This is a genomic window from Ectopseudomonas guguanensis, from assembly GCF_900104265.1.
Classification (GTDB): domain Bacteria; phylum Pseudomonadota; class Gammaproteobacteria; order Pseudomonadales; family Pseudomonadaceae; genus Aquipseudomonas; species Aquipseudomonas guguanensis.
Window position 1 is genome coordinate 103,288 of the sequence record NZ_FNJJ01000012.1, and the last position, 14,578, is coordinate 117,865.

General features: G+C 64.8%; 13 protein-coding genes. 2 read left to right on the forward strand and 11 right to left on the reverse strand.

All coding sequences use genetic code 11. The features are described 5' to 3' along the window. Window positions 1–73: 73 nt before the first annotated feature. Window positions 74–1,981 (forward strand): 3-dehydroshikimate dehydratase QuiC, encoded by a 1,908-nt coding sequence (gene quiC, locus BLS61_RS17600; RefSeq protein ID WP_090432978.1) that lies wholly within the window; start codon window positions 74–76, stop codon window positions 1,979–1,981. Window positions 1,982–2,080: 99 nt separating this feature from the next. Then, window positions 2,081–2,752: a TetR/AcrR family transcriptional regulator gene (locus tag BLS61_RS17605; protein WP_090432980.1), complete on the forward strand. Its 672-nt coding sequence runs from the start codon at window positions 2,081–2,083 to the stop codon at window positions 2,750–2,752. Between the two features lie 251 nt (window positions 2,753–3,003). Here the strand turns inward: BLS61_RS17605 and BLS61_RS17610 are convergent, their stop codons facing one another. The 11 genes from BLS61_RS17610 to BLS61_RS17660 all read right to left on the reverse strand — a co-directional run bounded on the left by BLS61_RS17610 (window position 3,004) and on the right by BLS61_RS17660 (window position 14,492). Continuing rightward, a complete protein-coding gene (locus tag BLS61_RS17610; protein WP_090432982.1) occupies window positions 3,004–3,855 on the reverse strand; it encodes a shikimate dehydrogenase in 852 nt (283 codons plus the stop codon). A 4-nt stretch (window positions 3,856–3,859) separates the two neighbouring features. Continuing rightward, window positions 3,860–4,300: a type II 3-dehydroquinate dehydratase gene (aroQ, locus tag BLS61_RS17615; protein ID WP_090432984.1), complete on the reverse strand. Its 441-nt coding sequence runs from the start codon at window positions 4,298–4,300 to the stop codon at window positions 3,860–3,862. A 209-nt stretch (window positions 4,301–4,509) separates the two neighbouring features. After that, window positions 4,510–5,532 (reverse strand): response regulator, encoded by a 1,023-nt coding sequence (locus BLS61_RS17620; protein ID WP_090432986.1) that lies wholly within the window; start codon window positions 5,530–5,532, stop codon window positions 4,510–4,512. Between the two features lie 61 nt (window positions 5,533–5,593). Then, a complete protein-coding gene (cheB, locus tag BLS61_RS17625) occupies window positions 5,594–6,598 on the reverse strand; it encodes a chemotaxis response regulator protein-glutamate methylesterase (protein WP_090432988.1) in 1,005 nt (334 codons plus the stop codon). Further along, on the reverse strand, window positions 6,595–8,850 hold the full coding sequence (locus BLS61_RS17630; RefSeq protein WP_090432990.1) for a hybrid sensor histidine kinase/response regulator: 2,256 nt from the start codon (window positions 8,848–8,850) through the stop codon (window positions 6,595–6,597). Before BLS61_RS17630 ends, cheB begins: the two co-directional genes overlap by 4 nt. Then, window positions 8,847–9,530, reverse strand: coding sequence for a chemotaxis protein CheW (locus BLS61_RS17635; protein ID WP_090432992.1), 684 nt, complete (start codon window positions 9,528–9,530; stop codon window positions 8,847–8,849). The genes BLS61_RS17630 and BLS61_RS17635 overlap by 4 nt, the downstream gene beginning before the upstream one ends. Then, the gene (locus BLS61_RS17640) at window positions 9,523–10,770 is read right to left on the reverse strand and encodes a CheR family methyltransferase (protein ID WP_090432994.1); all 1,248 of its coding nucleotides are present in this window, start codon (window positions 10,768–10,770) and stop codon (window positions 9,523–9,525) included. Before BLS61_RS17640 ends, BLS61_RS17635 begins: the two co-directional genes overlap by 8 nt. A 4-nt stretch (window positions 10,771–10,774) precedes the next feature. Next, window positions 10,775–11,269: a chemotaxis protein CheW gene (locus BLS61_RS17645; RefSeq protein WP_090432996.1), complete on the reverse strand. Its 495-nt coding sequence runs from the start codon at window positions 11,267–11,269 to the stop codon at window positions 10,775–10,777. Window positions 11,270–11,271: 2 nt separating this feature from the next. Continuing rightward, window positions 11,272–12,909, reverse strand: coding sequence for a methyl-accepting chemotaxis protein (locus BLS61_RS17650; RefSeq protein WP_090432997.1), 1,638 nt, complete (start codon window positions 12,907–12,909; stop codon window positions 11,272–11,274). A gap of 150 nt (window positions 12,910–13,059) precedes the next feature. Then, complete coding sequence (gene ppa / locus BLS61_RS17655) at window positions 13,060–13,587, reverse strand: inorganic diphosphatase (protein WP_017675534.1); 528 nt, start codon at window positions 13,585–13,587, stop codon at window positions 13,060–13,062. Window positions 13,588–13,664: 77 nt separating this feature from the next. Further along, entirely contained in the window at window positions 13,665–14,492 is an 828-nt protein-coding gene (locus BLS61_RS17660; protein WP_090432999.1) for a M90 family metallopeptidase, read from the reverse strand. Window positions 14,493–14,578: the final 86 nt, after the last annotated feature.

Genomic DNA, 14,578 nt, shown 5'->3' on the forward strand with positions numbered 1-14,578 from the left:
CGAGTGAGGGCTCCCGAGCGCGTCTCGCCCCGCACACCGCCTGCCACGGCGCCGTCTCAGCCCGGAGCCGTCTATGCAGCGTTCAATTGCCACCGTGTCCCTCAGCGGTACCCTGCCCGAGAAGCTCGAAGCCATTGCTGCTGCCGGCTTTGACGGTGTGGAAATCTTCGAGAACGACCTGCTCTACTACGACGGCAGCCCCGGCGAAATCCGCAAGCGCTGCGCTGACCTCGGCTTGGCCATCACCCTGTTCCAGCCATTTCGTGATTTCGAAGGCTGTCGCCGCGACCGTCTGCAGCGCAACATCGACCGTGCCGAGCGCAAGTTCGATCTGATGCAGGAACTGGGCACCGACCTGGTGCTGGTGTGCAGCAACGTCGCCGCCGACTCGCTGGGCGATGATGAAATCCTCATCGATGATTTGCGCCTGCTCGGCGAACGTGCAGGCGCACGTGGCCTGCGCATCGGTTATGAAGCGCTGGCCTGGGGGCGTCACGTCAACACCTACCAGCAGGTATGGAACCTGGTGCGTCAGGTCGACCATCCGGCTGTCGGGGTGATCCTCGACAGTTTCCATACCCTGTCGCTCAAGGGCGATCCGGCGGCCATCGCCGATATTCCGGGCGACAAGATCTTCTTCGTGCAGATGGCCGATGCGCCGATTCTTGCGATGGACGTGCTGGAGTGGAGCCGACACTTCCGCTGCTTCCCAGGGCAGGGAGAATTCGATCTGGCGGGTTTCCTCGCTCCCATCCTGCGTAGCGGTTATCGCGGTCCGTTGTCGCTGGAGATCTTCAACGATGGATTCCGCGCCGCGCCACCTCGGCAGAACGCCGCCGACGGTCTGCGCTCGCTGCTCTATCTCGAGGAAAAGACCTACAAGCGTCTGGAGAAAGAGGGTTATCAGATCGAGCCAGGCGTGCTCTTCACCCCGCCAGCCGCCCACCGCTACGACGGTGTCGAGTTTCTTGAGTTCGCCGTCGACGAGGCCGTCGGCGCACGTCTGTCCGGCTGGCTGGAGCGCCTGGGCTTTGTTCGTGCCGGGCAGCATCGCTCCAAGGATGTCAGCCTGCTGCGTCAGGGTGACATCAACATCGTGCTCAACGCCGAGCCTTACTCCTTTGCCCACAACTTCTTCGAGTCGCACGGTCCTTCGCTCTGCGCCACTGCACTGCGGGTGAGAAGCGGCGCTGAGGCATTGCAGCGTGCCTGTGACTACCGCGGCCAGCCCTATCGTGGCCTGGTCGGACCCAACGAGCGGGAAATTCCAGCCGTGCGCGCGCCGGACGGTAGCCTGATCTATCTGGTAGAGCAGGGCGGAGAAGGGCAGACCATCTACGACACCGATTTCAGCCTCGATGCCAGCGCTCAGGTCAGCGGTGGGCTGCAACGGATCGATCACATGGCGTTGGCGCTGCCGGCCGATTCGCTCGACAGCTGGGTGCTGTTCTACAAGAGCCTGCTGGATTTCGAGGCCGACGACGAGGTGGTGCTGCCCGATCCCTACGGGCTGGTGAAAAGTCGGGCGATTCGCAGCCGCTGCAGCTCGATTCGCCTGCCGCTGAACATCTCCGAGAACCGCAACACTGCCATCGCCCATGCGCTGTCCAGCTATCAGGGCTCCGGCGTGCATCACATCGCCTTTTCCTGCGATGACATCTTCGCCGAGGTGGCACGGGCCAAGGAGGCCGGCGTGCCGCTGCTGGAGATTCCGCTGAACTACTACGACGACCTGGCCGCACGCTTCGATTTCGACGACGAGTTCCTCAGCGAGCTGGCCTATTACAACGTGCTCTACGACCGTGATGCCCAGGGCGGTGAGCTGTTCCACGTCTATACTGAGCCGTTCGAGGAGCGCTTCTTCTTCGAAATCATTCAGCGCAAGGGCGACTACGTGGGCTACGGTGCGGCCAACGTCGCGGTACGCCTGGCGGCCATGGCCAAGGCGCGCAGCGGTGGCTTGAAGCGTCCGCGCCTGTGAGCAGGCTCGCGCGGCAGCCTGTCCGGTTGCCGCTGCCCGGCTCCTGCGCGGCCTGCCATAATCCGCTTCATCGATACCTATAAAAAAGACCATTGCCGTATGACCGAAGCCGTTGCCAACCTGGCCAGCCAACCTACCGAGGTGGTGCGCAAGGTACGTAAGAACAACCCGGAGAAGACCCGCGAGAGCATTCTCCAAGCCGCCATCACGGAGTTCGTCCAGCAGGGCCTGTCCGGCGCCCGGGTGGATGCCATTGCCGAGCGTACCGCGACCTCGAAGCGGATGATCTATTACTACTTCGGCAGCAAAGAGCAGCTCTACCTCGAGGTACTGGTCAAGCTCTACGGTGATATCCGCGGTACTGAGAGCCGCCTCGACCTGGCGTCCCTGCCGCCGGTGCTGGCGATCCGTCGACTGGTGGAGTTCACCTTCGATCACCACGACCGCAATGTCGACTTCGTGCGCATCGTCAGTATCGAGAACATCCACTACGGTGAGTACGTCAAGCAGTCGCCGGCCATCCGTCAGATGAGCAACGTGGTGCTCGATACCCTCGGCAAGACCCTGCGACGCGGTGCGGAAGAGGGTGTGTTCCGCCCTGATATCGATGTGCTCGACGTGCATCTGCTGATCAGCTCGTTCTGCTTCTATCGGGTATCCAACCGCCACACCTTCGGCGAAATCTTCCAGATCGATCTGCCTGACGAGCAGGTCAAGCAGCGCCACAAGGCGATGATCTGCGAGGCTGTGTTGCGTTATATCCAGGGCTGAAAGTAGCCCGGATGCAATCCGGGAAGTGTTCTGCGCTGCCTGCAACCACCCAAAAGCAAAGCCCCTGAGCGCAAGGCTGCGTTCAGGGGCTTTTCGGTTGCAGTTTTTCAGAGGGTGTTTACAAGATAGGCGAACGAAGGCAAGACAAGGCGAAAGCGATCGAGAAAGCGGAGTTTACGAGCTGTAAATGAGCATTTCGAGATCGTTTTCAACGCAGTATTGCCAAGTGCAGCCATTTTGTAGACACCCTCTCAGAAACTGGCGAAGTGCGCCTGCATACGTTCGGCATCGGCCGGGCGGCCGCTGAACAGTTCGAACGCCTTGACCGCCTGGAACACCGCCATGGTGCCGCCATCCAGCGTGCGGCAGCCGAGTACGCGGGCGTGGCGCAACAGCTCGGTCTCCAGTGGGAAATAGATAATCTCCGCGACCCACAATCCGGCATGTAGCAGCTCCACCGGTAGCGGCGTACCTGGCAGCTTGGCCATGCCGACCGGGGTGGTGTTGACCAGGCCGTCGGCTGCGGCGACTTCGCTGGCCAGGTCGTCACCTGCAATGGCCCGCTCGGCACCGAAGTGCGCATTGAGATTGTCCGCCAGGGCCCGGGCGCGGCCGGGCTCCACCTCGAAAAGGCACAGTCGCTCGACACCCTCGGCAAGCAGGGCATGCGCCACGGCAGCGCCGGCCCCGCCCGCGCCCATCTGCACCACGCGCCGACGGGGGACGTTGGGCAGGCCCCGCCGAAAGCCCTCGGCGAAGCCCAGGCAGTCGGTATTGTGGCCGACGCGCTTGCCATCCTTGAGTACCACGGTGTTCACCGCCCCGATGCCACGGGCTTCGTCCGACAGCTCGTCGAGCAGCGGGATGATCGCCTGCTTGGCCGGGAAGGTGATGTTGAGGCCGGTAAAACCCATGTGCTGCGCGGCATTGAGCAAGCTCGGCAGGGCATCGAGATCCAGGCCGAGCTGGTCCAGGTCGATCAGCCGGTAGAGATAGCGCAGGCCCTGCGCATCACCCTCGCGTTCGTGCAGGGCAGGGGTACGGGAGGCCTGGATACCGCGACCGATCAGGCCGGCAAGAATGCCGGAAGAAAGCGACGACATGAGCTTATCCCTTGAGCGATTGAGCGAAGTACTGCAGCCCAAGGCGATAGCCCTGGCTGCCGAGCCCGCAGATGACGCCTACGGCGATGGAGGAAACGAAGGAGTGATGACGGAACGGCTCGCGCTTGTGCACGTTGGACAGGTGCACTTCGATCACCGGCAATTCGCTGGCCACCAGGGCGTCACGGATCGCCACCGAGGTGTGGGTCCAGGCTGCGGGGTTGATCAGGATGCCGGCGCAGCGTCCACGCGCGGTGTGGATCCAGTCGAGCACTTCACCTTCGTGGTTGGTCTGGCGAAACTCGATTGTCAGGCCTTGTTCGGCGGCGGTATCGGCGCAAAGCCGGGAAATGTCGGCGAGGGTTTCGTGGCCGTAGGTAGCCGGCTCGCGCGTACCGAGCAGGTTCAGATTGGGGCCGTTGAGTACCAGAATGCAGGGCGTCATGGGGTGTCTCTTGTTGTTGTGACGTGACTGCAGCAAAATGTACTAACTGGTTAATTCAGTCAATTATGTGACTGCCGTCTCCCAAGGGGGCAGCGCTACCCGACGCCCCTGGCAGGGGCGTCGAGCTCAGCGAATATGCGGGTTGCGACGGGTGAGGCAAGGACAGGAAAAGTGGGCGGTTATCGGCCGCTTGATACGGGTGGCGTGGCTCAGCCGTTTTCTCCCCCCTGCACCACCTGATTGCGCCCGCTGTGCTTGGCCAGGTACAGGCCTTCGTCGGCCTTGATCACCAGGCTCAGCGGATCATGTTCCACCGAAGGGCGGATGGTGGCGATGCCGATGCTCACGCTGATCGGCGAGCCTGGTGTGGGCAGGTCGTGGGGGATGCCCAGCGCCTCGACCGCACGGCGGATCTTTTCCGCCTGCAGGCGCGCGCCGCCAGCGGCGGTGCCGGGCATGATCACGGCGAATTCTTCGCCGCCGTAGCGCGCAGCCAGGTCGGTGGCGCGCGTGCAGCTGTTGCGTAGCGATTCGCCGACACGGCGCAGAACGTCGTCGCCGGCGACATGTCCGTGCTGGTCGTTGTAGGCCTTGAAGTAGTCCACGTCGATCATCAGCAGCGACAGCTCGCTCTGATCGCGCAGCGCACGGCTCCACTCGATCTCCAGGTACTCGTCGAAATAGCGCCGGTTGGCCAGGCCGGTGAGGCTGTCGGACTTGATCAGGCGCTGCAGAACCAGGTTGGTGTCGAGCAACTGTTGCTGGCTCTCGCGCAGGGCGCGATAGGCCTCGTCGCGCTGCAGCATGGTCAGGTAGGAGCGCGAGTGGTAGCGGATGCGGGCGAGCAGTTCGATCACGTCCGGCAGCTTGACCAGATAATCGTTGGCGCCAGCGGCGAAGGCGGCGCTCTTGACCTTGGGTTCTTCCTTGGTCGACAGCACGATGATCGGCACGTCACGCAGGCCGGGTGCGGTGCGGTACTGGGCGAGCAGTTCGAGGCCGTCGACGCCGGGCATGATCAGGTCCTGCAGGATCACTGTCGGCTTGATCTGCTGGGCCACGCTCAGTGCCTGATGCGGGTCGGAGCAGAAGTGGAAGTCGATATCGCTTTCCTCGCTCAGCGCCCGTCGCACGGCTTCGCCGATCATGGCTTGGTCGTCGACCAGCAGCACCATCATCGAATAGTCGGGCAGGCCGTGATAATGACTGGGGTTCGCTTGAGCACGTTGCATGAGTGCGTCTCCGCCTTTGTTTTCGTAAGTTGCGCAGCTGTCTGGAGCGTGGTCGGCGTCGTCAGCCGAGGCGCTCGATCAGACGCGCCGCGATTCTGTCCAGAGGTAGCACCTCCGTGGCGGCGTCCAATGCCACTGCAGCCTTGGGCATGCCGTAGACGGCGCTGCTGGCCTGGTCCTGGGCGATGGTGTGAAAGCCGCGCTCGCGCATCAGCTTCAGGCCCCTGGCGCCGTCGCGACCCATGCCGGTAAGCAGCACACCGATCGCTTCCCCTCGCCAATGGCTGGCCACACTCTCGAAGAATACATCGATGGACGGCCGGTAGACCTGGTCGGCCGGCTCGCGTCGGTACACCAGGCGTCCCTCGGGCGCGAGGTACAGGTGGTTGTTGGTGCCGGCCAGGAGGACGCTGGCCGGCTGCAGCACTTCGCCTTCGCGTGCCAGGCGCACGGGCATGTGCGATTCGCTGGCCAGCCACTGCGCCATGCCGGCGGCGAAGACTTCATCGACGTGCTGCACCAGCACGATGCTGGCGGGAAAGTCCGCCGGCATCTGCCGCAGCAGCTCCACCAGCGAGGCCGGACCGCCGGCCGAGGCGCCGATGGCCACCAGGCGCTTGCCGCGATTGTCGGTGCTGCGCAGCGGTGTCGGTTTGACCGAGCGCGAGGTCTTGTGGCCGATCATCCAGGCGATGTTGTGAATCTTGCGCCGAACGGCCGCAGCGTCCAGCACCTGCTGCGGGCCGAGCGACGGCGCGGCGACCACATCCAGCGCGCCGGCGCCCATGGCATCGAATACCCGCGACATGTTGCGTTCGACGTCCGAGGTGACGATGAGAATAGCGCAGGGCGTGTCGTGCATGATCCGTCGCGTCGCCTCGACGCCGTCCATGCCGGGCATGAGCATGTCCATCAGCAGCAGGTCGGGCAGGTCGTCGCGGCAGCGGCTGACCGCTTCCTCGCCGTTGGCGGCGACCCAGATCAGCTGATATTCGGGTTCGGCCGCCAGGGCGCGGCGCAGGGCTTCGACGGCCAGGGGCATGTCGTTGGCGATGGCGATCCTCATTCGCGGGCCTCACCGATCAGGGTTTGTACGGCGTCCAGCAGTGCTTCGTCGTGGAAGCTGGCCTTGGCCAGGTAGTAGTCGGCGCCGGCCTCCAGGCCGCGGCGCCGGTCCTCTTCGCGATCCTTGTAGGACACCACCATCACCGGCAGCGAGCGCAGGCGCGGATCCTGGCGCACCTGGGTGACCAGTTCGATGCCGTCCATGCGCGGCATATCGATGTCGGTGATCAGCAGGTCGAAAGGCTCGGCGCGCAGGGCGTTCCAGCCGTCCATGCCATCCACGGCCACCGCCACCTGGTAGCCACGGCTGAGCAGCAGCTTGCGCTCCAGCTCACGCACCGTCAGCGAATCGTCCACCACCAGCACGCGCTTGCTGACGGCCTGGCGCACGTTGCCGGCGTGGTCGACACGCTCCAGATGACCGTCGCCGAGCAGCTTGCCCACGGAGTTGAGCAGGTCGTCGACGTCGAGGATCAGCACTGGCGTGCCATCGTGCAGCAAGGCGCCGGCGGCGACGTCGCGTACCTTGCCCAGGCGCGCATCGAGCGGCATCAGCACCAGGGTGAATTCGCCGAGGAAGGCCTCGACCGCCAGGCCGTGATATTGCTCGCGGTCGCGGATCAGCACGATGGGAATGCTGTCATCGTCGCCCTGTTTCTCGCTGCATTGCAGCAATTGGGCTGCGGATATCAGGCCGACGTGTTCGTTCTCCAGCCAGAAGTGCTGACGCCCCTCGAGCTGGACGATGGCGCTGCGTGGCAGGCGCAGCATGCGCTCGATCTGCGCCAACGGGAAGGCGTAGGCCTCGCCGCCGATGCTCACCACCAGGGCGCGCACCACCGAAAGAGTCAGCGGCAGTTCGAGGTGGAACAGGCAGCCCTGGTCGGGGCTTTGCAACAGCCTGACGTTGCCGCGCATGCGACGGATTTCGTGTTGCACCACGTCCAGGCCGACGCCTCGGCCGGAGACTTCGGTGACCTGCTGGCTCATGCTGAAACCGGGCAGGAAGAGGAAGGCCAGTAGCTCTTCCTCGGTCATCTGCTCGACCTGCTCGGCGGTGGCGAAGCGACGCTTGATCACCGCCTGGCCGACCCGCTCGAGGTCGATGCCGGCCCCGTCGTCAGCGACTTCCAGGACCAGCATGCCGGCATGATGACGGGCGCGCAGCTGCACCACGCCTTCTTCCGCCTTGCCCTTGCGCGCACGCAGCGCCGGTGGCTCGATACCGTGGTCCACGGCATTGCGCAGCAGGTGCGTCAGCGGCGCTTCCAGACGCTCCAGCACGTCGCGGTCGACCTGGGTGTTCTCGCCCTCGATCTCCAGACGTACCTGTTTGCCGAGCGAACGGCCAAGGTCGCGCAGCATGCGCGTCTGCCCGGTCAATACATCGGCGAACGGACGCATGCGCGAGGCCAGGGCCAGGTCGTACAGCTGCTGCGTGCGCTGTCCGCCATACCAGACGAAGTCGTCGAACAGTTCCTGGTGCGCCTGCAGCTGTTGCTGGCATTCCAGCAACAGGTTGCGGCTTTCGGTGAACAGTGCCTGCGCAGTGGCGTCCAGGTCGGTGCCCAGCAGGTGCTCGCGCAATGTCTCCAGCGTGCGCCGTGCCGATTCCTGCTGGCGCTTTAGGCGATGCAGGGACTCGTTCAGCGGCTTGGTGCGCTGGAACTCCACCAGCGATTTGCCGGACAGATCGATCAGGTGGTCGAAACGCTCGGCCGATACCCGCAGCACGCGGCTGTTGCGTTCCTCGCCTGGCATCTCCGCCGGCTGCGCGCCGGCTGCCTCGGGCTGTCTGGGCTCAGCGCTTTGCTGCGGCAGCAGAGTGCTGTTGTCGGGCTGCGTGCGTAGTGCCGGCACGGCATTGCCGAGCAGCATCTGCAGGCGTGCGGTAAGGCTTTCCACCCGCGCTTGCACCCCGTCATCCTGCTGCGCCTGGCCGATGCGCAGGAGCAGGTCGGAGCCTTGCAGCAATGCATCGATATGATCGGGCAGCAGGCGCAACAGGCCTTCCTGGGCGGCGACCAGCAGGTCCTCCATGGCGTGGGCGACCTGCACGCCGTTGTCCAGGCCGACGATACGCGCCGCGCCCTTGAGCGAGTGCGCGGCGCGCATGCAGGCTTCCAGCTGGCCGGCATTGCCGGGGTCACGCTCGAGAATCAGCAGGCCGGTGTCGAGCACCTGCTTCTGCGCCTCGGCCTCCAGCCGGAACAGGTCAAGCAGCGATGCATCCCTCATCTGGTCCGGTGTCACGCGAGGCTCCCGATCATGGTCTGCAGCAGCCGCTCGTCATCCAGCAGGGTGATGCTGTGTTCCCGCCATTGCAGGACGCCAGCGGTAAAACGGCTGATGGTGCGCTTTTCATCATGCTTGGCGCTGCCGATACGCGCCAGGGGAATGCGCTGGATGCCGCTGACCTCATCCACCGGGGTTACCAGCGGGCCGCTGTCGGTTTCGAGAATCAGCATCCGCGGGATTACCCGGCGCTCGCTGCGGCGGGTGTCCTGCCCGGGCTCGAGGTCGAGCAGCTCGGCCAGCGACAGGCAGGCGACCAGCGTGCCGCGCACATTGGTCACGCCAAGCAGGCCTCGATTCTTGCGGTGCGGCAGCACGTGGATCGGCGAGACCGGCATCACCTCGGCCAGGCAGCGAGTGGCAATGGCCAGCCATTGCTCGCCGAGGCGGAAGATCAGCAGCGAACGCTGTTCGCCTTGCATTTCCTCGGTTTCACCCTGGCCATAATCGTCATCCCCACGCTCCAGGGCGCTGCCGTAGCGATCGAGCAGGGCGATGGCCGCGGCGCCGTAGACCTCGCAGTTGCGGCAGTGGATGTGTCGCTCCAGGCGTGGGCAACTCTTGTCGCCGAACACGCCGATACGATTCCAGCAGTCGTCCACCGCGGGCTGGTGGTGCAGCAGGTTCTGATCAGTCACCTTCGCCTACCTCGGGGTTCTGGGCGCGCCGATACAGGCGCTGGGCACCTGCTTCATCACCCTGTGCCTGCAGGTGCGCGGCCAGGTGCGTGAGCGCTTCGCGATGCTGTGGTTCGAGATAGATCGCCTTGCGGTAGTAGGCGCAGGCCTGGTCGCCCTGGCCTGCCGAATCACAGATCAGGCCCAGCCAGTAATAGGCGGCGGCGCTGGGGCCGTGCTGCTGCAGATGTTGCTCGCTGCGCTGGCGCGCCTCGTCGGTGCGCCCGGCATTGGCCAGGTGGGCAACCTCGGTCCAGATATCCACTGCGACCGCTGCTGGCGCCGCTGCACCGAGCGTCCTGGTCACGGGTCTTGGCCTGCTCGGCGGGCTGGGGCGCGGCGCCGTGATCGCTGCCGGTCGCGTGCGATTGCCTGGCGCACGGAACGGCAGGCTGGCGGCCGGTATGGTTGACGCCATACGAAAGGCGAAGGTCTGTTGCCGGCCCAGCGCCTGCAGGCCGTTCTGGCTGGCCAGGCTGGCTTCGGCCGGACCGATGAACAGCGTGCCGCCTTCCTGCAGCTGGCGCTTGAGCAACTCCAGCACACGCAACTGAGTCGGCCGATCGAAGTAGATCAGCAGGTTGCGACAGAAGATGAAGTCATAACCGGGCTCGCCGGCGAACAGGCCGGGATCGAGCAGGTTGCCGGTGCGTAACCTGACACAGCTGCGCACCCGCTCGGCGAGCAGAAAGCCGCCGGTGGCCTGCTCGTCGAAGAAGCGCTCGCGAAAGGCCAGGGCATCGCCGCGGAACGAGTTGCGTCCGTACAGGCCCTGGCGTGCCTGTTCCAGCACCCTGTCGCTGACGTCCAGCGCGTCGATCCGGAACTGCTCGGCGGCGAAGCCGGCGTCGAGCAGGGTCATGGCGATGGAGTAGGGCTCTTCGCCGCTGGAGCAGGGCAGGCTGATCAGGCGCAGCGGGCGGGCGCCGTGCAGCTGGGTGTGACGCTCCTGGGCCAGGCTGGCCAGCGCGTTGAACGATTCCGGGTAGCGGAAGAACCAGGTCTCCGGCACCACCACGGCTTCCACCAGCGCCTGCTGCTCGCGCGGCGAGCCGCCAAGTGTGGTCCAGTAGCCTTCCAGATCGTGCTGGCCGAGGGCGCCCATGCGCTGGCGCACGGCGCGTTCGATCACGCTGCGGCCGACCGATTCGGCGTCCAGGCCGATGCGGCTTTTGAGCAGGCGTTCGATATGCTCGATCATGCCGTCAGCCCTGGTCCGTTGGCTGGAACAGCAAGGCACGCACGTCGTCGTCGAGCAGGCCGGCGACCTCGATACGCTGGATCATGCCGCGGGCGTCGCGTTGCAGCGGGCCGAGATAATCCGCCTGGCCCGCTTCCAGACCGCTGGCCTGGAAGGCCTCGCCAGGCAGGCGCAGGGTATCGGTGGCCTGCTCGAGAATCAGCCCGAGCACCGGTGATCGCTCGCCCTGCGCTCGATCGAAGCGCACCAGCACCAGCCGTGTACTGCTGCGTGGCAGCGCCGGGCGGCCCAGCACGCGGCGGCTGAGATCGAGTACCGGGATCATCCTGCCGCGATGCTCGAACAGCCCGGCTACCCAGGGCGGCGCTTCGGGAACCTGCTTCAGGCGGCGCAGCGGCAACACCTCGACCACCTGGCTGGCGGGCAGGGCATAGCGATCCTCGCCGAGCTGGAACTGCAGGTGCAGTTCGCCCTTCGCCGCTTTGCTGGAGGCCGGCATGCTCAGACCTTGAAGCGGCTGACGCCAACGCGCAGGTTGTTGGCCACCTGGTTGAGCTCGTCGATGGCGGCGCCGGCCTGGCGCAGCGAGTCGACGGTCTGGCTGCTGGCCTCACCGAGCTGCACCAGCGCCTGGTTGATCTGCTCGGCGCCGGTGGACTGTGCCTGCATGCCTTCGTTGACCATCTGGATGCGCGGCGCCAGGGCCTGCACCTGCTGGATGATCTGGCTGAGCTGATCGCCCATCTGCGCCATTTCGCCGATACCGCGGCGCACTTCCTCGGAGAACTTGTCCATGCCCATCACGCCGGCCGAGACCGCGGATTGAATCTCGCGCACCATCTGTTCGATGTCGTAGGTGGCCACGGCGGTCTGGTCGGCCAGTCGGCGCACTTCCACCGCGACTACGGCGAAGCCCTTGCCGTACTCACCGGCTTTCTCCGCCTCGATGGCGGCGTTGAGCGACAGCAGGTTGGTCTGATCCGCCACCTTGACGATGGTGGTCACCACCTGGGTGATGTTGCCGGCCTTCTCATTGAGGATCGACAGCTTGCCGTTGACCACGTCGGCCGCGCCCATCACCTGATGCATGATCTCTTCCATGCGCGCCAGGCCGAGCTGGCCGGTGCCGGCGAGGATCGAGGTCTGCTCGGCGGTGTCGGAAACCTCGCCCATGGTGCGCACAAGGTCACGTGAGGTGGCGGCGATCTCCCGTGACGTGGCGCCGATTTCCGTGGTGGTGGCGGCTGTTTCGGTGGCCGTGGCCTGCTGCTGGCGCGAGGTGGCGGCGATCTCGGTGACCGAGGTGGTCATCTGCACCGCCGAGCGCTGGGCGTTGCCCACCAGGTTCTTGAGCTCGCCGACCATGCTGTTGAAGCCCAGCTCGATGGCGTTGAATTCGTCGCGCCGGTGCAGGTCCAGCTTCACCGACAGGTCACCGCTCTCCAGAGCCTTGAGGCTGGTGACGATGCGATTGACCGGCGTGGTGATGGCGCGCATCAGCAGCCAGCCGCACAGCGCCGCAACCACGATGGCCAGCAGAATGGCGATCAGCAGGCCCGCTTCCAGAGTGCGAACGGCGCTGCGAATCTCCAGCGCGGCGGCGTCGGCCTGGCTGCGATTCATCTCGATCAGGTCGCTGAGCAGGCGCTGGCCCTTCTCCCATTCCGGGAACACGCGCTCGGCGCTGAACTGGCGAGCCTGCTTCAGCCCGACCTGGGGCAGGATGTCGAGCAACTGCGCGTGACGGTTCAGGTACTGGCGCTGGGCCTGGCGAAACTGTTCGGCCAGGGCAAGTTCCTGCTCGTCTGCGGTGGCGCCCTGGTAGCGGCCGAATTCCTCGTCGAGCGCCTGTTCCAGGGTGGCGAACTGGTCACGGTAGGCACCGAGTCGATCGGATTCGCCGTCGTCGTCGAAACGCAGCAGCATGCGACGGGTGTCGAGCATGTGCCGAGCCCAGATTTCCTGAGCCTTGCCGGGGTAATAAAGGCCGAGAATCGACTCGTTGCGGATGCCGTTGGCCTCGTCTTCGATCTTCATCAGGCGCAGATAGGAAACGCCTGCCAGGAGGACGAGAACGGTGATGATCAGCAGGAAGCTGAGGATGATTCGATTGCGTACGGTCAGGTTCATCATATCCATGGGGCCTGGCTGATCAGGGTTGCGCATCGATTACAGCATATCGGCGTGGCGCCGTTTTGCCTGGGTGTCCCGACTGTAAACCTTATCCGGGACGGGACAAAGGCAATAAAAAAGCCGGCTTGTGGCCGGCTCTTCGGAGGTGGTCAGGACTTATTTTTGGTAAGCCGCGACTGCCTTGTTGATCAGGCCGCGGGCTTCTTCAGCGCCGCCCCAGCCTTCTACCTTGACCCACTTGCCCTTCTCGAGATCCTTGTAGTTCTCGAAGAAGTGCTTGATCTGCTCGATCAACAGCGCGGGCAGGTCGGTGTATTCCTGAACGTCCTTGTACAGAACGGTCAGCTTGTCGTGCGGAACCGCAACCAGCTTGGCGTCGCCGCCGGCTTCGTCGCTCATGTGCAGTACGCCCACCGGACGGGCGCGGATCACCGAACCCGGCGCGACCGGGTAGGGAGTCACGACCAGCACGTCGAGGGGGTCGCCGTCGTCGGCCAGGGTGTGCGGGATGAAACCGTAGTTGGCCGGGTAGAACATCGGGGTGGCCATGAAGCGGTCGACCATCAGGCAGTCGCTGTCATGGTCGATCTCGTATTTGATCGGCGCATGGTTGGCCGGGATTTCGATGGCAACGTAGATGTCGTTCGGCAGGTCTTTACCAGCCGGGATCTTGCTGTAGCTCATGGGGGAACTCCCAGGAAGGGCCAAAAAAGTGGGGCGCATTATAGGCGGATTCGCATGGCGTTACTACGCCACGTGAATCAGCCATTGGTCGCGGTTTCGACCGTCTCGTAGTCAGGGTGTTCCGCCTGCAGGCGCTGCAATCGGGCCAGGGTGTCCTGGCGGTAGAACAGCGTCAGTTGCCGGTAGACCTCGGGAAAGGCCGCGGCGAGCAGATCCGGTGCGCTAAAGAAGTATTCGCTGGTCACGGCAAAGAACTCCGCCGGGTCTTCGGCCGCGTAGGGGTCGATGGCGGTTTCCGCCTCGGGGTTGGCATCCAGCTCTGCGTTCAGTGCGTCATAGGCGCTCTGCATGGCGTGGGCCCAGTCCTGCACACGCATGTCGCGGTGCAGCGGCGGTAGGCCGTTGGCACTGCCTTCGAGCATGTCCAGCTTGTGCGCCAGCTCGTGGATCACCAGGTTGTAGCCTTCCCAGCCGCCGCTGGCCTCGACACCGGGCCAGGCGAGGATCACCGGTCCCTGTTGCCAGGCTTCGCCGCTGCGTGCGTCGTCCCATTCGTGTTCGATGCCGCTGGCATCGCGGTGGCGTTGCGGGCTGAGGAAGTCATCGGGGTAGAGCACGATCTCGTGAAAACCCTGGTACCAGTCCAGATCGCCCAGGTGCAGTAGCGGCAACTGCGCCTGGGCGGCCAGCAGCAGGTGCTCGACCGGGCCGAGCTGCAGGCCGGGCAGAGCCGTCAGGTGCTTTTCATGCAGGAACAGCACGGCGCGCTCGCGCAGCTGCTGCTCCTCGTGTTCGTCGAGGCCATCGAGAATCGGCAGGCGCCTGCGTACTTCCGCCCAGTGGGCAGGGTCGACAGGGTTGCGTTCGAGGGTGCGACGACGGCGCCAGGCCTTGAAGGACCACATGCATGCAGGCTCGTTGGAAACATCCGGCCACCATAAGGGCGCCCGGCGCTGGCGACAAGTCGGCACAAAGGCTGCAACACCGCCGG